The following is a 21513-nucleotide window of genomic DNA, read 5'->3' as shown; positions in this document are numbered from 1 at the left end:
GTTACCTCGTGAGTCGCAGGGTGATCACTTGGAACGGGCGCAGCACCACCTCTGCCGACGCGTCACCCAGAGGCCGTTCGAGCAGGTCGGTCTCCTGGATTCCCTTGTAGGCGAAGGAAGTGCTGAGCGAGGCGCGGGCTCGGCCGCCGTGCGCCTCGTAGAGCCGGACGACGACGTCGCCCGACCGGTCGTCGGCCAGTTTCACGGCCTCGACCCTGACCGCGGGGTTGTCCGTGGACACCAGGGGTTCCGGCGTCACGGAGCCGCGGACGACCTGCGGCGGCAGGTTGATGCGATATCCGGCGTCGATCGCGGCCGGGAGGTCGCCGATCACCAGGGCGTAGCGGAAGCGGTGTTCGCCCTGATCGGTTTCCGGGTCGGGAAAACGAGGTGCGCGCAGCAGGGACAGGCGCACGGTCGTGGTGGTTCCGCCGTCCTCACGGGTCGTGCGGGTGACCTCGTGGCCGTAGGTCGAGTCGTTGACCACCGCGACGCCGTAGCCGGGCTCGCCGACGTGCAGGAAGCGGTGGGCGCAGATCTCGAACTTCGCCGCCTCCCACGAGGTGTTGGTGTGCACCGGGCGGTGCAGGTGGCCGAACTGGGTCTCCGCGGTCGAGACCTCGGCGCGCAGGTCGAGCGGGAACGCGATCTTGAGCAGCTTCTCCCGTTCCTGCCAGTCGACCTCGGTTTCGAAGTCGACCTGCTTCGCGCCCTCCCGCAGCCGGATGGTCTGGGTGAGCACCGAGTTGCCGAACTTCGCTCGCACGACCACGGCGTCGGAGGTGTCGATCCGCTCGGACGGGATCAGGTCGGCCTTCCAGTTGCGGTAGAACGGGTCGATGTCCCAGGCGTCCCACTGGTTCGGGTTGTCGCGGTGCAGCTGCGGCATGCCGGCGAACCCGTGTGGTGGCAGGACCTCCCGGTCGTTCTCCAGGTCGAGGATCGACGCCACGATGCCCTCGGCATCGATCGTGACGCGCAGCCGGCCGTTGTCCAGCACGCCGTTCTCCGGCGCCACGAACGGCTTGAGCGCGTCGCCGCCGAGCACGTCGAACGTCAGTTCGTCGTCGCCGTCGCCCTTCAGAGCGTCGATGGCCTGCGCGGTCAGGGTCTTCAGCTCCGACGCCACGCGGGCGTAGGTGGCCTCGGCCTCGCGGTGCACCCAGGCGATCGAGCTGCCCGGCAGGATGTCGTGGAACTGGTGCAGCAGCACGGTCTTCCACAACCGGTCGAGGTCGTCGTACGGGTAGTCGGCGCCGGCGAGAGCGGCTGCGGTGGACCAGTGTTCGGCTTCGCGCAGCAGGTGTTCGCTGCGGCGGTTGCCCTGCTTGGTCTTGGCCTGCGTGGTGTAGGTGGCGCGGTGCTTCTCCAGGTACAGCTCGCCCGCCCACACCGGGGCGTCCGGGTACTCGTCCTGCGCGGCCTGGAAGAACTCGCGCGGCGGTTCCACGCGAACCGTCGGTGAGCCTTCGAGGTTCGCCACGCGGTGCGCGGTCTCCATCATCTCGCGGGTGGGGCCGCCACCGCCGTCGCCGTAGCCGAACGGGACCAGCGAGCGGGAAGCCTTGGCGTGCTCGGCGAACTGGCGTGACGCGCGGGCCAGCTCCTCGCCGGACAGCGACGAGTTGTAGGTGTCGACGGGCGGGAAGTGCGTGAAGATCCGCGTGCCGTCGATGCCCTCCCACCAGAACGTGTGGTGCGGGAACTTGTTGATCTGGTTCCACGACAGCTTCTGGGTGAGAAACCAGCGCGAGCCCGACAGCTTGATCAGCTGGGGGAGGGCGGCGCTGTAGCCGAACGAGTCCGGCAGCCAGACCTCCTCGGTCTCGACGCCGAAGTTGTCCAGGAAGAAGCGCTTGCCGTGCACGAGCTGGCGGGCCATCGCCTCGCCGCCGGGCATGTTCGTGTCCGACTCGACCCACATGCCGCCGACGGGCACGAACTGGCCGGCGCGGACCTTTTCGCGGACGCGGTCCCAGACGTGCGGGTGGTGTTCCTTCATCCACGCGTACTGCTGAGCCTGGGAGCACGCGAAGTAGAAGTCCGGGTAGGAGTCCATGAGCTTGGTGACGTTGGAGAACGTGCGCGCACACTTGCGGACCGTCTCGCGCAGCGGCCACAGCCACGCGGAGTCGATGTGCGCGTGGCCGATCGCCGAGATCTTGTGCGCGGAGGCGTTCGCGGGCAACGACAGCACGTGTTCCAGCTCGGCGCGGGCCAGGTCGGCGGTGGCGGCTACCTCGTTCAGGTCGAGCGCGTCCATCGCCCGGTCCAGCGCGTGCAGGACCTTGTGCCGGCGCGGGTCGTGGTCCGGCAGCTCCTTCATGAGCGACTGCAGGACCTCGATGTCGAGCATCAGGTGCCAGACCTGCGGCTGGAACACCGCGAGCTCGGCCTTGAGGATCTTGTACAACGGTTCGGTGCCCGCCGTTTCCTTGTCACCCAGCGGGGTCGGCAGGAACGGGTGGAAGTCGAGAATCGTCGGGTTGCCGGCGGCTTCGAGGTAGAAGAGGACGTCGTCACCCTCGACCGGGAGGTAGGTGTTGCGCGGCTCGATGCCCTTGATCGGCTCGCCCTGCGCGTTGTAGGCGAGGCCCTCGGACTGGAAGCCGGGCCCGGGGTGGGTGAAGCCGAGGTCCAGCACGACCTCGACCTGCTTGCCCTGCCACGCCTCGGGAACGCTGCCGGTGAGCCGGAACCAGCTCGTGCTCCAGGGCGCACCCCACGCGTCGCCGACGCTTGCTGGTGCGTAGGTGGCTTGCAGTGCTTCGGCGACTGGGACGGGCTCGTCCGGGACGTTCCAGACGGCCAGTTCCAGCGGTGCGGTCTCGCCGTAGATCGCCGGGCGGATGCGTTCCTTCAGCGTGCGGTTGAGTCGTTCTTCCAGCAGCGCGCGTTCGTCGTGCACTTCGTCGTCACCCCAGCTCGATCGAGGCCCGCACGCCGTTGCGCGCGAGAGACATCCACTCTTCGAAGAAGGCGCCACCAGGTCCCCACGAGGGCCGGTCGCCGTGCAGCGTGATCGGTGTGCGCTCGGCGGGTTCCGGTGCGGCCTCGCGCACGATCCTGGCGATCACCTCCCCGAGCGGCTTGACCTTGCGTTCCGTCGTGAGCAACCCCAACTCGTACTCGCGTTCGGGGAAGTCCACCAACGCGCGGTCGACGTCGTGCGAGCACCACCACGTGACGCCCCACAGGTTGGCGCAGGTCAGCACGTTCGCAAGCGTTTGCTCGGCGAACTGGGGTGCCTGCTCGGCGCTGATCTCGGGCTGGGCGGCGCCGACCTCCTGGAGCCACACCGGGCGCCGGGGGTCCTCGGCGTGCGCCTTGGCCAGTTCTACGAGGTACTCGGCGTGATGAACGCTCTCCGGCGAGAGAGGGCCGTAACGCTGCGCCGTGCCGTTGAATACCCACGAGTGCACGGTGGTCATCGCACCCTTGGTGGCCGCGTGCTCGGGCAGGAACGAGTGCTCGCTCTCGTACCAGACGGCGTCGTACTCGGAGTGGACGTGCGGCAGGCCCGGTGCGGCGTTGTCGCACTCCGCGAGCAGGGTGTCGATCCACGCCGCGGCCTGCTCGGGGGTGCACGGGTTCGACTCGGTGAGCAGGTTGACCTCGTTGCCCAAGGTGAAGCCGAGGAAGTTCGGCTTGTCGCGCAACGCTTCCGCGAGCGTGCGGACGTAGAACCTCTGTCCGCTGATCACATCCGCGTCGGTGAAGATGTTGCGGCGGTGCCAGGTCTGCACCCAGGACGGGTAGAAGTCGAAGCTCGACAGGTGTCCCTGCAGCACGTCGACCTGCACGTCCAGGCCGGTCTCATGGGCGGCGTCGACCACCTGGACGAGCTGCTCCACGGCGTTGGGGCGGACAAGGCCGCGGTTGGGCTGGAACACCGGCCACAGCGGGAAGACCCGCACGTGGTCGAGGCCCAGGTTCGCGATGGACTCGAAGTCGGCTTTGACGTCGTCGAGGGAGAAGTCGAGCCAGTGGTGGAACCAGCCGGTGGACGGGGTGTAGTTCACGCCGAAACGCACAGTGTTCAATTCCTCTTGGTTTCTATCCCTTGATGGCGCCTTCTCCCACACCGCGGAAGAAGTGCTTTTGCAGCAACAGGAACAGCAGGATCAGCGGGAGGACGGCGATGATCGTGCCCGCCGCCACCAGCCGCTGGTTCTGCACGAACGTGCCCTGGAGGTACGCCAGGCCGATGGTGAGCGTGTACTTCTGCTGGTCGCTGAGCACCACGAGCGGCCAGAGGAAGTCGTCCCAGCTGAACATGAACGAGAACAGCGCCACCACGACCAGCGTGCCCTTCACCGACGGCAGCGCGAGGCGGGTGAAGCGCTGCCACGCGTTGGCGCCGTCGATGACCGCGGCCTCCTCGACTTCGGCGGGGAGTGCGAGGAAGGCGTTGCGCAGCAACAGGACGTTGAGCGCGGCGATCGAGCCGGGCAGTACGACGCCGGTGAGCGTGTTGGTGAGGCCGAGTCCGCGCATCACCAGGAACAGTGAGATCAGGATCGCCTCGAACGGCACCAGGATGCTGCTCGCGAAGATCACCGCGGCGAACTTGCGGCCCTTGAACTTCAACCGGGCCAGCGCGTAGCCGGCCATGGCCGCGCCCAGGCAGTTGGTGATGACGTTGACGCTCGCCACGCCGAGCGAGTTGAGCGCGAACGTCCAGACCGGCACCACCTCGGCGACCGCGGCGTAGTTGCCGAACGTCGGGTCGTCCGGGATGAAGTCGGGGACGAAGACGTCCTCGTTCGGTCCCTTGATGCTGGTCGCGAACTGCCAGAGGAACGGTCCGATGCTGATCGCGAGGATGCTCAGGAGTCCCAGGTAGCGCAGTGCCAGTTTGTAGTGGGCCAGTTTCACAGCTGGTCCTCCCTGCGGTTGAGCTCGAGGGTGATCAGCAGCAGGCCGAGCAGGATCACGAACAGCACGAAGCTCAGCGCCGAGGCGTACCCGACCTCGCCGGTGAGGCCGCGGCCGACCGACTGGATGAGCAGCACCATCGTGGTGCTGGCCCCGCCCGGTCCGCCGGTGCCGCCGGAGAGCAGGTAAATCTCGGAGAACACGCGGAAGCCGTTGACCGCGCTCAGCGCCGCGATGAGCACCATGGTCGGCCTGAGCGCGGGCACGGTGACCGACCAGAAGCGGCGCACCGGTCCCGCACCGTCGACCATCGCGGCCTCGTGCAGGTCCTTCGGCACGTTCGCGAGCGCGGCCAGGTAGATCACCATGTAGTAGCCGAGGCCGCGCCAGACCGTGACGACCATGGAGCTGACGAGCAGCAGCGTCGAGTCGGTGAGGAACGGGATCCTCGTGCCGCCCAACGCTTCCACGACGCTGTTCACCAGGCCGCGGCTGTCGAGCAGCCACGTCCAGATGAGCCCGACCACGACCGCGGACGCGATGACCGGTGTGAAGAACGCCGTGCGGAAGATCCCGATGCCCGGCACGACCTTCTGCGCGAGCATCGCGACCAGCAGCGGCAACAGCACCAGCGGTGGGACCACGCCGGCCATGTAGAGCAGGCTGTTGCGCGCGGCGAGCCAGAACTTGGGGTCCTGTGCCATCCGCACGAAGTTGTCGACGCCGGTGAACTGGCCGCCGCCCAGCGCGCTCGCGTCCGTGAACGCGAGCACGATCATGTTCAGGAACGGGAAGATCGTGAACATGACGCAGACGGCCAGTCCTGGCAACAGGAACAGCCACGGCGTGTAGGGCCTGTGCGTCATTTTTCGGGGGTCACTTGAGGAGCCGGTTGCACTCGGCGACGGCGTCGTCGAGGGCCTGCTTGGCGGACTTCTTGCCGAGCATGGCGTCCGCGAGCTGCTGCAACAGTGCCTCGCGCATCTGGTCGCTGAACTGCACGGGCGTGTAGTTGACGGCGGTCTTGAGCTGCTTGGCCGCCGCGACGCGCACGCGTGCCTCGTCGCTGCCGTCCTCCGTGGTGAAGTACGGGTCGTCGCCGCCCTTGCTCGTGGACGGGAAGATCGAGGCGAGCTTGGCGAACTTCACCTGGTTCTCGGCGTTGGTGACGAACCGGCCGAACGCGAGCGCGGTGGCCTGGTTCCTGCTGCTCTTCGGCACGCTCACGCCGTGCAGGAACATGTTGGCGCTGCCCGTGTTCGTGATGGGCTTGGTGATGCCGATGTTCGCGTACAGGCTGGGCGCGTCGGTCTTGAACTTGCCGAGGTCGTACGCGCTGCCGGGGTTGAGCGCGGTCTGCTGCGCCATGAACTTCGCGCCGGCGCCGGTGTAGTTCTGCGTGAGCGCCTCGGGGATCAGCGCGCCCGCGTCGTACATCCGCTTGTAGCTCTCGACGAACTCGACGCCCTTGGGCTCGTTGAAGGTGAACTTGTCGTTGTCGAACACCTTGACGCCGTAGAGCCCGAAGTCGGCGATGGACGGCGTCTGGCCGAGCATCGCGACCTTCTTCTGCGCGAGCTGGAGTGCTTGCTGCTCCAGCTCCTTGAAGTTGGTCGGCGGCTTGTTCGGGTCGAGGCCGGCCTGCGTGAACAGGGCCTTGTTGTAGAAGATCGGGCCGGTGTTGAGGTACCAGGGGAAGCCGTAGCAGCCGCCCTTGCCGGGGATCTCGAACGCCTGCCAGGCGTTCTCGAGGTACTCGGGCTTGGCGTCTTCGAGGCTCTCGTCGAGGTTGACGAGCTGCCCGGCCTTGGCGAGCGGGAAGCTGAGATCCGGCGGCACGTTGATCACGTCGGGGAGGCTCCCCGCGCTCGCGTCGGCCATGACCTTCGCCAGGTACCCGTCCGCGGGCTGGTCCACCCACTTCACGGTGGTGCCCTGGTGCTGCTTCTGGAACGCGTCGATGACACCGTTGACGTAGTCGGTGTACTTGGGCTTGAGAGACCAGGTCTGGAACGTGATCTCACCGGTGACCTGGCCGGACGCCGACGAGTTGCTCGCGGTGTTGCCCGACAGACCACAGCCCGCGACGGACGACGTGATCGGGAGGGCCACCAGGCCCGCGAGGAACGTGCGCCTCTTCATTGACACCCACCTCCTTGGACGCGGACCCTAGCTAAACCGGTTTATCTCCGGCTAGCCTCCGAACGTCTAGTTGTCTTGTTCCGGACAGAGCGGGGTTGTCGTGAAGAGGCCGACGATCAAGGACATCGCGGCTGCCGCGGGCGTGTCCAAAGGGGCCGTGTCGTTGGCTCTGAACGGCCGGTCAGGGGTGTCCGAGTCGACACGAGCCCGCGTGCTGGCGGTGGCGTCGTCCCTGGGGTACCGGCCTTCGGTGACCGCGCGGGCGCTGTCGTCCGCTTCGGCCGACGCGGTGGGGCTGGTGCTGGTGCGGCCGCCACGGGCGTTGGGGGACGAGGCGTTCTTCTTCCAGCTGATCGCCGGGATGCAGTCCGCGATGTCGTCTGCGTTGTTGTTGCAGGTGGTGGAGTCGCGGGAGGCGGAGATCGAGCTGTATCGGCGGTGGTGGGCCGAGCACCGGGTGGACGGGGTGTTCCTCGTGGATCTGTTGGTGTCGGATCCTCGGGTGTCGTTGATGTCTTCGCTCGGGTTGCCCGCCGTTGTGGTGGGTGGGGCTGGGCATCACGGGGAGTTGGCTTCTGTTTGGGCTGATGACTATGCGGCGATGACTTCTGTTGTGGAGTATTTGAAGTCGTTGGGGCATCGGCGGATTGCTCGGGTGGCTGGGTTGTCCTCGTTGTTGCACACCGTGCGTCGGGATGAGGCGTTTGCTTCGTCTGTTGTGGACGGTGTGATCGTTCCTGGGGACTACACCGCTGAGTCTGGGGCTGCTGCTACTCGTGCGCTGTTGTCGTCTGGTGTTCCGCCTACGGCGATCGTTTACGACAACGATGTGATGGCGGTGGCTGGAGCTGAGGTGGCGGCTTCGTCGGGGGTTGCGGTGCCTGCGGAGTTGTCGATCGTGGCTTGGGATGACTCGGTTTTGTGTCAGCACGGGCGGTTGACTGCGTTGTCTCGGGACACGTTTGCGTTTGGGGCTCGGGCTGCTCGGGCCTTGTTGGCTGTGGTTGGCGGGGCTTTGCCCACCGATGTTGAGGATGTGTTGCCTGAGTTGGTGGTTCGGGGGTCTTCTGGGGGCGCGCCGGGTGCGTAGGTCGTCCCCCTGTTTCGTTGGCGGCTGCCGGTTTGTTGTTCGTAGGTTGGTTGCGTCGCCGTGTCGCGTTCCTGTTTCAAGCTTGGGGCTCTGCCCTTACCCCGCCAATCTGATCAAAGACCAGTCCAGCGCCGTCTGCGGGTTGATGGCACGCCTGTTGCGTTGGGCGGCGGCGGCTTGCGGTTGCGTAGGTGGGCCGGTTCGGGCGGTGTGGTCCCGTCACGAGCCGTACCAGGAGCGACAAGAGCTGTGGCACGACTCGTGACGGGACCACACCGCCGGAACCTCGCGTTTCAAGCAAGGACTGCTCGGCTTCGCCCTCACGGGGTCAGGTCAGTGAAGCCACCTGGTCGCTGACCACCTGTGCTGCTGCCGAGACCAGGGCTGTGACCGCCGGGTTCGTCGAGTTGTCCTGGCGCCAGCCGAACTGGGTGTAGACGCGGAACGTCGGCGACCAGGGGAGGCGGACCAGCCTGCCTTCCGCCAGTTCGGAGGACACGGTCACCTCCGGCATCAGGGCGATGCCGAGGCCTGAGGCCACTGCGCGCTTGGCTGCGTCCACCGAGTCCAGTTCCAGGACGGGGGCTCTGGTGTCGTCGAAGCCGAGGGCGTTCTCGAACAGTTCGTGGTACGAGGCGCCGTTCTCCGCGCGGATCAGGGTGCTGCTGGTGATGTCGTCCTCGGTGAGGGACTGGCGCTGGGCCAGCATGTGGTTGGGGCCCGCGACCATCACGAGGGGTTCGGGGCAGAGGACTGTGGTTTCGAGGCCCTCGCGGGGCTCGATGGCGCCGATGAAGAAGGCGCAGTCCAGCTGGCCGTCGCGCACCGAGTTGAGGTTGTTCAGGGCGTTGCGGGAGTGCAGGGAGAGTTGGACGGACGGGTAGCGCCAGCACATGTATTCGATGAGTGGTAACAGGCGGTAGTCGGTCAAACTCTGTGCGGAACCGATGACGAGTTTGCCGTGGGGCTCGCCGTTCATCGTTATGGCTTTTCGGGCCTTTTCGGTGAGGTTGATGATGTTTCGCGCGAACGGGAGGAGTTCCACGCCCGCCGACGTCATCTGGATACCTCGGGGGAGGCGGCGGAAAAGGACGACGCCGAGGCCCTCCTCGAGGGCCTTGATGCGGGTCGTGATGGTTGGCTGCGAGCAGTTGAGCGTGGCTGCGGCCTTGGTGAAGCTCCCTGTCTGTACCACGGTTGTGAACGCGAGAAGCTGGCGTGTCTCCATCAGGCGGATCCTCGGAGTAAAACGGTGCGACGACTTTTTCTCGTTCGTTCCCGTGGTCCTGTTACGGATGGTTCGGGAGTCGTAACGCTACCTGTCCGTCGCGACAGGATCATTGGTGCTTATGGAGTCATCTTGATCGGTCGGGAAAGGTGGCTGCCTCCGAAAGAGTGAAATTTAAACGACGCCTTTGACGGGCCGTAGTCGGATGACTCTTTTCTGTGAAGTGGTTCGGCAGGCGAACAAGAACGCCGCCGCCCGGGGGTGGGCGGCGGCGCTGGTGAGTGCGGGAGTTAGCAGGACGCGGCGGCTGCGGCCACGAGGATGCGGTAGGTCGTGTCGGCCTGGGTGATCTGCAGTTCGTAGCCGCCGCCACCGGACTCCGGGCGGCCGTCGTACTTGGCGAACTCGGGGTACGTGGAGAGCTGGGTGACGGTTGTCAGGCGGTTGACCTTCACGGTGGTGGGCATGCGGACGGTCTGCCGGGAGGTCGGCGGCATGGCGCTGGTCCAGCTCGTGAGTTCGCCCTTGATCTCGTGGAGTTCGCCGTCGGTCTGGCGCAGCCACAGGCGCGGCTTGTCCCTGTCGGTGTTGCTGAACGGCCTGCCGACCGAACAGGAGTGGTAGCGCTGGCCGAGTTTCACCACGGCGAACGGGACGTCGCGCACGTCGCCGTCCAGCAGGGAGACGAAGCCGCCGGCGATCGCGCTCGCGTTGGTCTCGCGGTGGGCGGCGATGGCGCGGAACGACTGGGTCGGCATGCCCGCGTTGTAGTCCTCGTCGGACAGGCGGATGTCCCAGCCGCGGTGGGCCTCGGTGTAGCCGGAGGCCAGCTGCGGTGCGGTCAGGTCGGCGTTCTCGGCGATCAGGCTTTCCGACGTGGTGCCGTCGGTGTAGATGTAGGCCGCGACCGTGGCCTCCGGTGGCGTTGCAGCGGTGGCCGCCGGTGCGGTGGTGGCGCCGATCAGCGCGGCGGTCGTGGCCGCCAGTGCGAGGAGTCTCGTGTGGTGACGCTTCATCGTTGTTCCCCCAACTGAGAAGAAGTCGTGTCCGGAAGCCAATCGGGGGCGGCTCACAGTCGGGTCACGGACGCGGAACCGGGGTGGCGGCGGTCACAGCGCGGGTCTCGCCTAGACTCGCTGGGAATCCGGGCGCCCCGTGTGGCGGTACCGGCTGTCTTGCACGTTCTTGTTCGTATCGAGGAGTCCACGTTGAAGAGCACCGTCGAGCACCTGAGCCCGACGAGGGTCCGGATCAACGTCGAGGTGCCGTTCGACGAGCTCAAGTCGAACTTCGACCAGGCGTACCGGAAGCTCGCGAAGCAGGTCCGCATCCCCGGCTTCCGTCCGGGCAAGGCCCCGGCCAAGGTGCTGGAGAGCCGCATCGGCCGCGCACCGGTCCTGGACGAGGTCATCCAGGAGGCCATCCCGGCCAAGTACCTGGAAGCGGTCTCCGCGGGTGAGGTCCGGACGCTCGGCCGTCCCGACTTCGAGGTCACCAAGATCGAGGACGGCGAGACGCTCGAGTTCACCGCCGAGGTCGACGTCCGTCCCGAGATCACCGTGCCCGCGTTCGGCGAGCTCGCCGTGACCGTCGACGAGCAGGAGGTCACCGACGAGGACGTGACCACCCAGCTCGACGAGCTGCGCGCCCGCTTCGGCACGCTCGCCGGCGTCACCCGCCCGGCCGAGACCGGCGACTTCGTCAGCATCGACCTGTCCGCCACGGTCGACGGCGAGGAGGTCGAGGAGGCCCGCACCGCCGGCCTGTCCTACGAGATCGGCTCCGGCCAGCTCGTCGAGGGCATCGACGACGCGCTCGTCGGCGCCTCCGAGGGTGAGACCAAGACCTTCACCACCACGCTCGTCGCGGGTGAGCACAGCGGCCGCGAGGCCGAGGTGTCCGTCGTGCTGAACTCCGTCAAGGAGCGTCAGCTGCCCGAGCTGGACGACGAGTTCGCGCAGCTCGCCAGCGAGTTCGACACGCTCGACGAGCTCAAGGACGACCTGAAGACCCGCCTCGCCCGCGTCAAGAAGATGCAGCAGGGCGTTCAGGCGCGCGACAAGGTCCTCGAGGCGCTGCTGGAGACCACCGAGGTCCCGCTGCCCGAGGGCATCGTCCAGGGCGAGATCGACGCCCGCAAGCACGACGCCGTGCACGCCTTCGACCACGACGACGCGAAGTTCGCGGCGTGGCTCGAGGAGCAGGGCCAGTCGGAGGAGGAGTTCGACACCGAGCTGCGCACGGCCGCCGAGCAGGCCGTCAAGACGCAGCTGGTGCTCGACTCGATCGCCGACGCCGAGCAGGTCACGGTGTCCGACGGCGAGCTGACCGAGCGGATCATCTACCAGGCCCAGCGCTTCGGCATCTCGCCCGACGAGTACGTCAAGCGCGCGCAGCAGTCCGGCCAGCTCGGCGCGATCTTCGCCGACGTCCGGCGCGGCAAGGCGCTGGCGAGCGTCGTGCGCCAGGCCACGGTGAGCGACACCTCGGGCACCAAGCTGGACCTCGAGGAGCTCTTCGGCGAGACCAAGTCCGAAGAGGACGCGGAGTAGTTCCCGTCACTCCCCGCGCGAGCGGGCGAGCGCCGGAAATGCAGCCCTGAGCGAACGCGGGCGGTGTCGGGCATCTGACGCCGCCCGTCTTCGTTAAGGTCGATCGCAGAGAGTTTTGGCATCCAGATTCGTTCCACCTGGAGTTAGGCAGGCAGACGTGACGCAGCACTCCTTCCCGACCCCCGAGATGCGGTCGGCCACCGCCGGGATGAACCTCAACGACTCGGTGTACGAGCGGCTGCTCCGCGAGCGGATCATCGTCCTGGGATCGCAGGTCGAAGAGGGCATCGCCAACCAGATCACCGCTCAGCTGCTGCTGCTGGCCGCTGAGGACCCCGAGAAGGACATCACCCTCTACATCAACTCGCCGGGTGGTTCCGTCACGGCGGGCATGGCCATCTACGACACGATGCAGCTCATCGAGCCGGACGTGGCCACCGTCGCGATGGGTCTCGCGGCCTCGATGGGGCAGTTCCTGCTCTCCGCGGGTGCTCCTGGCAAGCGTCAGGCGCTTCCGCACGCGCGCATCCTCATGCACCAGCCGTCGGCCGGTGTCGGCGGTACGGCCGCGGACATCGCGATCCAGGCGGACATGCTGACGCGCACCAAGCGCGAGATGGCCGAGCTGATCGCCGAGCACACCGGCCAGCCGGTCGAGCGCATCATCCAGGACTCCGACCGCGACCGCTGGTTCACCGCGCAGGAAGCGCTGGAGTACGGCTTCGTCGACAAGGTCGTTACCCGCGCGCAGCCGGTCGGCTCGAGCAACTGACGTCAGCTAGGAGATCTCGAAGTGAGCCAGTTCCACATGCCTCAGTCGCGGTACGTGCTGCCGTCGTTCGTCGAGCGCACCAGCTACGGCATGAAGGAGTCGAACCCGTACAACAAGCTGTTCGAGGAGCGCATCATCTTCCTCGGCGTGCAGGTTGACGACGCTTCGGCCAACGACGTGATGGCGCAGCTGCTGGTGCTCGAGTCCGAGGACCCCGACCGCGACATCCTGATGTACATCAACTCGCCGGGTGGCTCGTTCACCTCGCTGATGGCCATCTACGACACCATGCAGTTCGTCCGCCCGGACATCCAGACGTACTGCCTCGGCCAGGCCGCCTCGGCCGCCGCGGTGCTCCTGGCCGCCGGCACGCCCGGCAAGCGCCACGCGCTGCCGAACGCGCGAATCCTGATCCACCAGCCCTCCATGGAGGGCGCGTACGGTCAGGTGTCCGACCTGGAGATCCAGTCGAACGAGATCCAGCGCGTGCGCCGCCTGATGGAGTCGACCCTCGCGCGGCACACCAACCGGACGGCAGAGGAGGTCCGCGAGAGCATCGAGCGCGACCGGATCCTCACGGCCGACGAGGCCAAGGAGTACGGCATCGTCGACTCGGTGCTGCCCTACCGCAAGCTCTCGGCCAAGTCCTGATGTGAGTTGTTCCGAGGGCTGGGAAACTCCAGCCCTCGGAGCCGCGCACCCGTCCGACACGCCGGTGTGACCGGTTAACTGGCCTGATCGGCGCGTCGGAGGGACGCTGGTCCTCCCCTGAAACGGGGTAGGCCAGGTACCGTCAGGAGAACGGGCTCAGCACCCACAGCCAGTGGGACTGCCACAGCAAGTCAGCAGGCGCACTACAGCAGGTGTGCGCCGGAGGGGACATAGGTCAGCGGTCATGGCGCGTATCGGTGACGGCGGCGACTTGCTGAAGTGCTCTTTCTGCGGAAAGAGTCAAAAGCAGGTGAAGAAACTCATCGCCGGCCCCGGCGTCTACATCTGCGATGAGTGCATCGATCTCTGCAACGAGATCATCGAGGAGGAGCTGGCCGAAGCCGGCGACGTGAAGCTCGACGAGCTGCCGAAGCCCGCCGAGATCCACGAGTTCCTCGACCAGTACGTCATCGGCCAGAGTGATGCCAAGCGCACCCTCTCCGTCGCCGTCTACAACCACTACAAGCGCATCCAGGCGGGCGACCGCGGGCGCGAGGGTCGTGACGACGGCGTCGAGCTGGCGAAGTCGAACATTCTGATGCTCGGCCCGACGGGCTGCGGCAAGACCTACCTCGCGCAGACGCTCGCGAAGATGCTGAACGTGCCGTTCGCCATCGCCGACGCGACCGCGCTGACGGAGGCCGGCTACGTCGGTGAGGACGTCGAGAACATCCTCCTGAAGCTCATCCAGGCCGCGGACTACGACGTGAAGCGCGCCGAGACGGGCATCATCTACATCGACGAGGTCGACAAGATCGCTCGAAAGAGTGAAAACCCGTCGATCACGCGCGACGTGTCCGGTGAGGGTGTCCAGCAGGCGCTGCTCAAGATCCTGGAAGGCACCACCGCATCGGTGCCCCCGCAGGGCGGCCGCAAGCACCCGCACCAGGAGTTCATCCAGATCGACACGACGAACGTGCTGTTCATCGTGGCGGGCGCCTTCGCGGGTCTCGAGAAGATCATTCAGGACCGCGTCGGCAAGCGCGGCCTGGGCTTCGGTGCCGAGGTGCGCTCCAAGGCCGAGGTGGACGCGGCGGACTACTTCGCCGACTCCATGCCGGAGGACCTGATCAAGTTCGGTCTGATCCCCGAGTTCATCGGGCGTCTGCCGATGGTCGCCTCCGTCACGAACCTCGACAAGCCGTCGCTGGTGATGATCCTCACCGAGCCGAAGAACGCGCTGGTCAAGCAGTACCAGAAGCTCTTCGAGATGGACGGCGTCGAGCTCGAGTTCACCAAGACCGCGCTCGAAGCGGTCGCCGACCAGGCGATCCTGCGCGGCACCGGTGCTCGTGGTCTGCGCGCGATCATGGAAGAGGTCCTGCTCCCGGTGATGTACGACATCCCGAGCCGCACGGACGTCGCCAAGGTCGTCATCACCGAGCAGACGGTGAAGGAGAACGTGAACCCGACGATCGTGGCCCGGCAGCCCTCGCGCCGGGAGCGGCGGGAGAAGTCGGCCTGACATGCTCGCGGAGAGCGCTCGCCAAGGACTTCTCCCTCGTGCCAGTCGGGGGACACCCCCGAACCCCCGGGAGAAGTCGGCCTAGCTCGATCTTCAACGTGAAGGGCGTCCGGTTCCGGCCGGGCGCCCTTTCGGCGTTCTAAGGTGGAGTCATGTCGCTGCCTCACGTGCTCCTCATCCACGGCTGGACCGGCTCGGGCCCCGACCACTGGCAGAGCTGGCTCGCCCGCACGGTGTCCGAGCACGGTGGCCTCGCCGACATGCCGCACTTCAGCGACCCGGACGAGCCCGACCTGGCCACCTGGCTGCGTGAGCTCGACACCCACCTCGAAGCCGCCCCGGCCGACCGCGAACGGGTCGTCGTGGCCTACTCGCTCGGCTGCTACCTGTGGCTGCACCACGCCGCCCGTCAGGGCATCGGACACGTCGACCGCGTGCTCCTGGTGGCGCCGCCCGCCCCGGACTACCCGGAACGCGCGATCAAGTCGTTCTTCCCGGCCCCGCTCGACCCAGCGGGCCTGCGCCGCGCCGCCACCGACACCCGCCTGGTCGTGGGCGACGGTGACCCGTACTGCTCGATGACCGCCTCGAAGCAGCTCGCCGAGGCGTTGCGGATCGAGATCGACGTACTGCCGGGGGCGGCGCACATCAACACCGACGCGGGCTACGGGGAGTGGCCGTCGGTGCTCAAGTGGGTGCGGTCGAAGACGGTGCCGCTCTCACCGCGCTAGAGACTGTTGCTGGGGGGCAATGGTGATCGAGTGGCTGGCCCGCAGGCTGCCTGAACTCGTCGAGGCACACCGGCACCGGTGCGGCGGTGACCTCGTCATCGCTGTTCCAGATCGGGTCTTGCAGGAGATCTACGACCACGTCCTCGGCGAGCTGGTCGGTCTCGAGCGGGTTTCGTGCGCTGGCGGCACCACGGGCGGGCAGCGGTTCGGATCTGACAGGGGGACGGATGATCGACCTGCAGGAGCTGATCGACGAACACGGTGTCGTCGGTGCTCAAGTGGCCGTGCTGCACAACGGCGAAATCGTCGACACAGCAGCAGGTGTGCTCAACAACGTCACACGCGAGAGGGTGACGCCGGACGCGATCTTCCAGATCGGGTCGATCACCAAGATCTGGACCGCGACGCTCGTCCAGGAGCTGGTGAACGAGGGGGTGCTCGACCTCGACCGGCCGGTGCGCGACGTCGTCCCCGAGTTCCGGCTGGCCGACGAGCAGGCCGCTCGGGTCATCACGCCGCGGCAGCTCCTCAGTCACACCGCGGGTTTCGAGGGCGACCTCTACCACGACACCGGCAGTGGCGACGACATCCTGGTGAAGTACATCGAGCGCATGGCCGACACCGCGCAGACCACTCCGCCCGGCGCGCTGTACGTGTACTGCAACGCCGGCTACGTGGTGCTCGGCCGGATCGTGGAAGTGTTGCGCGGCAAGCCCTTCAACACGGTTCTGCGCGAACGTCTCATCGAACGGCTCGGCCTGACCGCCGCCACGCGCCACACCGAGTACGCCGGCCACACGTGCGCCTCGGGCCACATCGGTGCTGAGCTCAAGCCCACGGAGGAGAAGACACCCGAGGGCGACTCACCGGCCGGGTCCGTGCTCGCGATGAGCGCGCGGGACCTGCTCGCGTTCGTGCGGATGCACCTCGACACCACCGAGTTCGACGCGATGCGCGAGACCCAGGTCGTGCTGCCCGACCTCGGTTTCGGTGGCAGGCAGGGGCTCGGCTGGATGCTGCACGACTACGACGGCGGCATCACCGGCCTCGGACACACCGGTCAGACGCCGGGTTTCCAGTCGTCCCTGCGGGTCGTTCCGGAGCGCGGCCTCGCGATCGCGGTGCTCACCAACGGGGGTGCGCCCGCGCCGGTCGTGCGGGCGGTGCACGAGAAGGTGTTGGGAGAGCTGGCGAACATCAGTCTGCCGACCCGGCCGGAGCCGCCTGTCGTTCCCGTCCCGATCGACGTCGAGAAGGTGGCCGGCGTCTACCGCGCGGTGCGGGCGGATGTCCACGTCACCGCGACCGAGCGCGGCACGGTTCAGATGCGTGCTGTGCCCGATATCGGTGAGGACGTGGTCGAGGAGTACACCGGGTTCCGCGACGACGCCCTGATCGCCGTGGAGAAGGAAGGCGGGCACCACTCCGTGGTCGTCCTCTGTGGACGCGACGAGCAGGACAGGGTCAAGTGGCTGCACTACGGCCGCGTGGCCGTGCGGGTCTAGACAGCTCGCTTCGCGTACTTCGCGAGGAACTGCACGACGTCGGGGGTCACCTTGCGGTAGAACTCGTCGTCGTGCCCGCCGGGCTTCACCGTGCCGACCTCGGGCCGCACCTCGCGGATGAACCGGCGGGTGCCCTCGATGAACCGGTCGTGGTCGCCGATCCACACACCGAGCGCGGTCGGACCGGTGGAGTCCAGGTGGCGCAACGGGTCCAGCGACGTCCACTCGGCCTCGTTCTTGAACGCCTTGCGCTTGGCCATCTCCGGCCAGGTGGTGATCAGGCCGGGGGAGACGGTCGCCGCGGCCGCGATCGGGTCGCCACGCTCGGCGCGACGGCGGGCGTAGAGCAGCGCGCCGAAGCCGCCCATGGACACGCCCGTCACCGCGAACGGCTCGCCGTAGCCGCGTTCCTTGAGCCAGCTGGGGATCTCGTCGAGCAGCATGGCCATCGGGTCGTCGCCGGGGACGTTCTCGTGCCAGTAGTTGTCGCCGCCGTCGACAGCGACGAAGCCGAACGCCGGGACCGAGCCCTTCGCGACGGCAGAGGTCAGGACGCCGGCGAGGTCGCCCGCGTTGGCGTGCCGGGCGTCGCCGTGCAGGCCGTGCAGGAGGATCGACATCGGCAGGCCGCGGGTGCTCGCGCCGGTCGGGAGGTAGAAGCTGAGGGTGACCTCGCGGCGGCGTGCGGCCGAGTACACGCGTTCGAAGCGGATGGTCGGCTTGGCCGCCGGCGTCCGGCTGAGACCCTCCGCCGTCGCGACCTGCTGCTCGGTGGCGCTGGACGACGACACGTACGTCGCGACACCGGTGGCCGTCGCGACGACCGCGCCGATCGCCGCGAGGAGTGTGCGGCGGCTGTACGTCGGTTCCCCCATGCTCACCTCATCGCGTGGGCACCGTTCCTCGTTTCCTTCTCAGAGGACGGAACGCACGCGTAAGGAGGACAGTTCCTCGTCCGAAAAACCCAGCCAGCGCAACACGTGATCATTGTGCGCGCCGAGCGCGGGCACCGCACCCGGTGACCATTCGAAGCCCTCGGTCGCAGGTGGCAGCATGCGGGCCGTTCCACCGGGAACCTGCACGTCAACCCACGTGTCGAGCTGCGGGTGGGTGGGCAGTTCGGTGATCGAGCGGGTCAGGGCGGCGGGCACGTCGGCCTGGTCCAGAGCGGTCAGCAACTCGGTCGCGGTGAGGTCCGAGAAGGCCTGTTCGAGGATCTTCTGCAGCTCCGTTCGGTGCTGGACGCGGGACGCCACTGTGGCGAACCTCTCCTCCGCCGCCAGCCCGATCAGCGCGCACAACCGCTGCCACTGGCCGTCGTTCTGCACGGCCAGGTGCACGGCGCCGTCCGCGCAGGCCACCGGCCCGTACGGCGCGATGCTCGGGTGGTGCGCCCCCGACCGCGGCGCGGCGGCACCCGTCCCGGCCGCGTAGAGCATCGGCTGGTGCATCCACTCGGCCATCGCCCCGAACAGCGACAGCCGCAGCCGCGCGCCGGAACCCGTCCTGGACCGCTGCAACAACGCCGCCAGCACCGCCGCGTGCAGCTGGACACCCGCCGCGATGTCCGCGACCGAGATGCCGGCCCGCGCGACCACGTCACCCTCGCCGGTCAGCGACACCAGCCCGGCCTCGGACTGCACCAGCGCGTCGAACGCCTTGCGGTCCGCGTACGGGCCGTCCCAGCCGTAACCGGACAGCTCACCGACGATCAACGTCTCCGGCAGCTCCAGCGCGAGGCGGGACCACACGCGGGGCGACAGGTTGCACAGCAGCACGTCAGCCCGCGCGACCAGCCGTTCCAGCACCTCGCGGCCCTCGGGGTGGTTGATGTCGAGCGACACCGACTCCTTGCCGACGTTCGTCCACGCGAAGTACGACGACACCTCGCCGCACGCCGAGTCGTAGTGCCGCGCGAAGTCGCCGACACCAGGCCGTTCGATCTTGATCACGCGAGCCCCGAGATCGGCCAGCAGCCGCGTCGCGTAGGGCACGGCGACGGCCTGTTCCAGGCTCACCACCACGACCCCGTCAAGCGGTCTCAAGCACGCGCTCCCCACCGGTGTAGACGTTCATCGAGTCGCCGCGCAGGAAGCCGATGAGCGTCATGCCCTGCTCCTCGGCGAGCTCGACGGCGAGCGACGACGGCGCCGACACCGCGGCGAGCACCGGAATCCCGGCCATCGCCGCCTTCTGCACCAGCTCGAACGACGCCCGCCCGGACACCATGAGCACCGCACCGCGCAACGGCACCAGGCTCTGCAGCACCGCCCAGCCCAGCACCTTGTCGACGGCGTTGTGCCTGCCCACGTCCTCCCGCACGACCAGCAGCTCACCGTTCACGAACAGCCCGGCCGCGTGCAGCCCGCCGGTGCTCTCGAAGACCTTCTGCCGCTCCCGCAACGCGTCCGGGAACCCCGTGAGCGCTTCCGGCGTGACCTGCACGGGGTCGAGCGCGGGCGAGTGCCGCGTCTTGAGCTTCACCGCGTCCAGCGCGGCCTTCCCGCAGACCCCGCACGACGACGTGGTGTAGAAGTTCCGCTCCACCCCGGTGTCCGGCGGCGGCACCCCGTCGGCCAGCGCGACGTCCAGCACGTTGTAGGTGTTCATGCCGTCGGGCCCGGTGCCCTCGCAGAACCGGGCGATCGACACGTCCTCCGCCGACCCGATGACACCCTCGCTGAGCAGGAAGCCGTGCGCGAGCTCGACGTCCTGGCCGGGCGTGCGCATCGTGACGGCCAACGCCTTCCCGTTGACCCTCAGCTCCAGCGGCTCCTCGGCGGCGAGCGCGTCGACCCTGCGGCGCCGACCGCTCGACGACACCCGCTCGACCGCTCGGCGCACCGTCACTCGGCCCATGTGCACATCTCCTTCGGACCGCTATGTTCCCAGCGACCAGGCTACGTGGGAGGAGTCTCGGGGCATGGACGACGTCGTGATCGTGGGAGGCGGCCACAACGGGCTGGTGGCGGCCGCGTACCTGGCACGGGCGGGGAAGTCGGTCAAGGTGCTGGAGAAGCTGCCGCACGTCGGCGGGGCGGCGGTGAGCGCGTCACCGTGGGAGGGTGTCGACGCCCGGCTCTCGCGCTTCTCGTACCTCGTGTCGCTGCTGCCCGACCAGATCGTGTCCGATCTCGGGCTCAACCTGAAACTGCGGTCGCGGGCCGCGTCGTCGTACACGCCCAACGGCAAGACCGGGCTGCTGGTCGAGCGTTCGCCCGGCGAAGCGACCGTGAAGTCGTTCGAGGCCGTCTGCGGGTCGCTGGACGACTGGGAGCGGTGGCAGCGCTGGTACGCGGACCTGGAGCTGATGGCTGCTGCCCTGGCGCCGACACTCCTGGAGCCGTTGGTGTCACGGGAACACCTGCGCGTGCACGTCGACGCGGTGGCGCGCGGGCGGTTGTGGGAGCAGGTCTTCGAACGGCCGATCGGCGCGACGTTGCAGGAGCTCTTCGACAACAACCTGGTGCGCGGTGTCGTCGCCACGGACGCGTTGATCGGCACGCACTCGTCGTTGCACTCGTTGCGCGCCAACAAGTGCTTCCTCTACCACGTGATCGGCAACGGTTCCGGTGAGTGGAAGGTCCCCGTCGGCGGCATGGGCGGGGTCACCGCCGAGCTGGAACGGGTGGCGCGCGAGGCCGGCGCGCAGATCGTCACCAACGCTCAGGTGACGTCGATCGAGACGGACGGCAAGACCGCCTCCGTCACGTACGACGACACCACGGTCGAGGCGCGGTTCGTGCTGTCCAATGTGGCCCCTTCGGTGCTGGGGCGGTTGCGGGGCGAGGAAGTTCACGACACGCCCGGTTGCCAGCTGAAGATCAACATGTTGCTGCGCAGGCTGCCGGAGCTCAAGTCCGGTGTGGACGCTCGGCTCGCGTTCGCCGGCACGTTCCACCTCGACGAGTCGTACGACCAGCTGGAGACCGCGTACCTGGAGAGCGTCGCGGGGCAGGTGCCGTCGGTGCTGCCGGGCGAGATGTACTGCCACTCGCTGACCGACCCGTCGATCCTCGGGCCGTCGCTCGCGGGCCACGAGACGCTGACGCTGTTCGGCCTGCACCTGCCGGCCTCGCTGTTCGAGGGCCGCAACTCCGAACTCCGCGACGAGCTCGTCCAGCGCTACCTGAACCAGCTCAACGCACACCTGGTTGAGCCGATCCAGGACTGCCTCGCCGTCGACGCCGACGGCGATCCTTGCATCGAGGCCCGCACGCCGCTGGACCTGGAGGAAGAGCTCGGCCTGCCAGGTGGCAACATCTTCCACGGGGAGCTCGACTGGCCGTTCGCCGAGACCGACGACGAGGTCGGCAGGTGGGGCGTCGAGACCGGCGACGACAACGTCTTCGTCTGCGGCGCGGGGTCCCGGCGGGGCGGCGGGGTCAGCGGCATCGGCGGCCACAACGCGGCGCGGGCGGTTCTCGAACGAATTTAAG

At 67.7% G+C, this 21513-nt stretch carries 18 protein-coding genes; 8 read left to right on the top strand and 10 right to left on the bottom strand.

Translation table 11 applies throughout. The features are described from left to right. Position 1: 1 nt before the first annotated feature. The 5 genes from ACFOWZ_RS32795 to ACFOWZ_RS32775 are packed head-to-tail and all read right to left on the bottom strand — an operon-like array spanning position 2 to position 7020. Positions 2-2908: an alpha-mannosidase gene (locus ACFOWZ_RS32795; RefSeq protein ID WP_382377833.1), complete on the bottom strand. Its 2907-nt coding sequence runs from the start codon at positions 2906-2908 to the stop codon at positions 2-4. 7 nt (positions 2909-2915) lie between these two features. Next, on the bottom strand, positions 2916-4034 hold the full coding sequence (locus ACFOWZ_RS32790; RefSeq protein ID WP_382378078.1) for a glycoside hydrolase 5 family protein: 1119 nt from the start codon (positions 4032-4034) through the stop codon (positions 2916-2918). 22 nt (positions 4035-4056) lie between these two features. Further along, positions 4057-4878 carry a carbohydrate ABC transporter permease gene (locus ACFOWZ_RS32785; RefSeq protein WP_382377832.1) on the bottom strand — a complete coding sequence of 274 codons (822 nt, stop codon included), beginning with the start codon at positions 4876-4878 and terminating at the stop codon, positions 4057-4059. Next, positions 4875-5744, bottom strand: a complete 870-nt coding sequence (locus ACFOWZ_RS32780) for a carbohydrate ABC transporter permease (protein WP_382377831.1) — start codon at positions 5742-5744, stop codon at positions 4875-4877. Before ACFOWZ_RS32780 ends, ACFOWZ_RS32785 begins: the two co-directional genes overlap by 4 nt. Positions 5745-5754: 10 nt before the next feature. Continuing rightward, positions 5755-7020 (bottom strand): ABC transporter substrate-binding protein, encoded by a 1266-nt coding sequence (locus ACFOWZ_RS32775; protein WP_382377830.1) that lies wholly within the window; start codon positions 7018-7020, stop codon positions 5755-5757. A 100-nt stretch (positions 7021-7120) separates the two neighbouring features. Between ACFOWZ_RS32775 and ACFOWZ_RS32770 the strand changes: the two genes are divergently transcribed. Next, entirely contained in the window at positions 7121-8110 is a 990-nt protein-coding gene (locus tag ACFOWZ_RS32770) for a LacI family DNA-binding transcriptional regulator (protein WP_382377829.1), read from the top strand. A 328-nt stretch (positions 8111-8438) separates the two neighbouring features. Here ACFOWZ_RS32770 and ACFOWZ_RS32765 read toward each other — a convergent pair whose 3' ends face one another. Together ACFOWZ_RS32765 and ACFOWZ_RS32760 are read right to left on the bottom strand one after the other, a co-directional pair. Further along, positions 8439-9338: a LysR family transcriptional regulator gene (locus ACFOWZ_RS32765; RefSeq protein WP_382377828.1), complete on the bottom strand. Its 900-nt coding sequence runs from the start codon at positions 9336-9338 to the stop codon at positions 8439-8441. A gap of 290 nt (positions 9339-9628) precedes the next feature. Beyond that, a complete protein-coding gene (locus ACFOWZ_RS32760) occupies positions 9629-10354 on the bottom strand; it encodes a hypothetical protein (protein ID WP_382377827.1) in 726 nt (241 codons plus the stop codon). Positions 10355-10546: 192 nt separating this feature from the next. On the opposite strand from ACFOWZ_RS32760, the gene tig reads away from it, so the two are divergent. The 6 genes from tig (at position 10547) to ACFOWZ_RS32730 (ending at position 17074) form a co-directional block, all read left to right on the top strand. Beyond that, on the top strand, positions 10547-11890 hold the full coding sequence (gene tig, locus ACFOWZ_RS32755; RefSeq protein WP_382377826.1) for a trigger factor: 1344 nt from the start codon (positions 10547-10549) through the stop codon (positions 11888-11890). Between the two features lie 187 nt (positions 11891-12077). Continuing rightward, positions 12078-12662 (top strand): ATP-dependent Clp protease proteolytic subunit, encoded by a 585-nt coding sequence (locus ACFOWZ_RS32750; protein ID WP_030468158.1) that lies wholly within the window; start codon positions 12078-12080, stop codon positions 12660-12662. Positions 12663-12698: 36 nt separating this feature from the next. Continuing rightward, positions 12699-13313 carry an ATP-dependent Clp protease proteolytic subunit gene (locus ACFOWZ_RS32745; RefSeq protein ID WP_154697940.1) on the top strand — a complete coding sequence of 205 codons (615 nt, stop codon included), beginning with the start codon at positions 12699-12701 and terminating at the stop codon, positions 13311-13313. 244 nt (positions 13314-13557) lie between these two features. Then, positions 13558-14838, top strand: coding sequence for an ATP-dependent Clp protease ATP-binding subunit ClpX (gene clpX / locus ACFOWZ_RS32740; protein WP_030468156.1), 1281 nt, complete (start codon positions 13558-13560; stop codon positions 14836-14838). Positions 14839-14990: 152 nt separating this feature from the next. Next, the gene (locus ACFOWZ_RS32735) at positions 14991-15569 is read left to right on the top strand and encodes an RBBP9/YdeN family alpha/beta hydrolase (RefSeq protein WP_382377825.1); all 579 of its coding nucleotides are present in this window, start codon (positions 14991-14993) and stop codon (positions 15567-15569) included. Between the two features lie 227 nt (positions 15570-15796). Beyond that, positions 15797-17074, top strand: a complete 1278-nt coding sequence (locus ACFOWZ_RS32730) for a serine hydrolase domain-containing protein (protein WP_382377824.1) — start codon at positions 15797-15799, stop codon at positions 17072-17074. Here the strand turns inward: ACFOWZ_RS32730 and ACFOWZ_RS32725 are convergent. From ACFOWZ_RS32725 to fdhD, 3 genes are read right to left on the bottom strand one after another with little or no spacing between them, the layout of a single operon-like run. After that, a complete protein-coding gene (locus ACFOWZ_RS32725; RefSeq protein WP_382377823.1) occupies positions 17071-17949 on the bottom strand; it encodes an alpha/beta hydrolase in 879 nt (292 codons plus the stop codon). The genes ACFOWZ_RS32730 and ACFOWZ_RS32725 overlap by 4 nt on opposite strands. 39 nt (positions 17950-17988) lie before the next feature. After that, positions 17989-19119 carry a CaiB/BaiF CoA transferase family protein gene (locus ACFOWZ_RS32720; protein ID WP_382377822.1) on the bottom strand — a complete coding sequence of 377 codons (1131 nt, stop codon included), beginning with the start codon at positions 19117-19119 and terminating at the stop codon, positions 17989-17991. After that, on the bottom strand, positions 19106-19933 hold the full coding sequence (fdhD, locus tag ACFOWZ_RS32715) for a formate dehydrogenase accessory sulfurtransferase FdhD (RefSeq protein ID WP_382377821.1): 828 nt from the start codon (positions 19931-19933) through the stop codon (positions 19106-19108). Before fdhD ends, ACFOWZ_RS32720 begins: the two co-directional genes overlap by 14 nt. 64 nt (positions 19934-19997) lie before the next feature. On the opposite strand from fdhD, the gene ACFOWZ_RS32710 reads away from it, so the two are divergent. Continuing rightward, positions 19998-21512: a phytoene desaturase family protein gene (locus tag ACFOWZ_RS32710; RefSeq protein ID WP_382377820.1), complete on the top strand. Its 1515-nt coding sequence runs from the start codon at positions 19998-20000 to the stop codon at positions 21510-21512. Position 21513 lies beyond the last annotated feature (1 nt).

This window comes from Lentzea rhizosphaerae (assembly GCF_042649515.1).
In the GTDB taxonomy this organism is placed as follows: Bacteria; Actinomycetota; Actinomycetes; order Mycobacteriales; family Pseudonocardiaceae; genus Lentzea; species Lentzea aerocolonigenes.
This window is presented reverse-complemented; position numbering and strand designations above follow the sequence as displayed.

Bases quoted from the DNA above. Each gene is read 5' to 3' on its own strand.
- ACFOWZ_RS32780 (WP_382377831.1), bottom strand. From the start codon at position 5,744: ATGACGCACAGGCCCTACACGCCGTGGCTGTTCCTGTTGCCAGGACTG.
- ACFOWZ_RS32775 (WP_382377830.1), bottom strand. From the start codon at position 7,020: ATGAAGAGGCGCACGTTCCTCGCGGGCCTGGTGGCCCTCCCGATCACG.
- ACFOWZ_RS32765 (WP_382377828.1), bottom strand. From the start codon at position 9,338: ATGGAGACACGCCAGCTTCTCGCGTTCACAACCGTGGTACAGACAGGG.
- ACFOWZ_RS32760 (WP_382377827.1), bottom strand. From the start codon at position 10,354: ATGAAGCGTCACCACACGAGACTCCTCGCACTGGCGGCCACGACCGCC.
- ACFOWZ_RS32750 (WP_030468158.1), top strand. From the start codon at position 12,078: ATGCGGTCGGCCACCGCCGGGATGAACCTCAACGACTCGGTGTACGAG.
- ACFOWZ_RS32745 (WP_154697940.1), top strand. From the start codon at position 12,699: ATGCCTCAGTCGCGGTACGTGCTGCCGTCGTTCGTCGAGCGCACCAGC.
- clpX (WP_030468156.1), top strand. From the start codon at position 13,558: ATGGCGCGTATCGGTGACGGCGGCGACTTGCTGAAGTGCTCTTTCTGC.
- ACFOWZ_RS32735 (WP_382377825.1), top strand. From the start codon at position 14,991: ATGTCGCTGCCTCACGTGCTCCTCATCCACGGCTGGACCGGCTCGGGC.
- ACFOWZ_RS32730 (WP_382377824.1), top strand. From the start codon at position 15,797: ATGATCGACCTGCAGGAGCTGATCGACGAACACGGTGTCGTCGGTGCT.
- ACFOWZ_RS32725 (WP_382377823.1), bottom strand. From the start codon at position 17,949: ATGGGGGAACCGACGTACAGCCGCCGCACACTCCTCGCGGCGATCGGC.
- fdhD (WP_382377821.1), bottom strand. From the start codon at position 19,933: ATGGGCCGAGTGACGGTGCGCCGAGCGGTCGAGCGGGTGTCGTCGAGC.
- ACFOWZ_RS32710 (WP_382377820.1), top strand. From the start codon at position 19,998: ATGGACGACGTCGTGATCGTGGGAGGCGGCCACAACGGGCTGGTGGCG.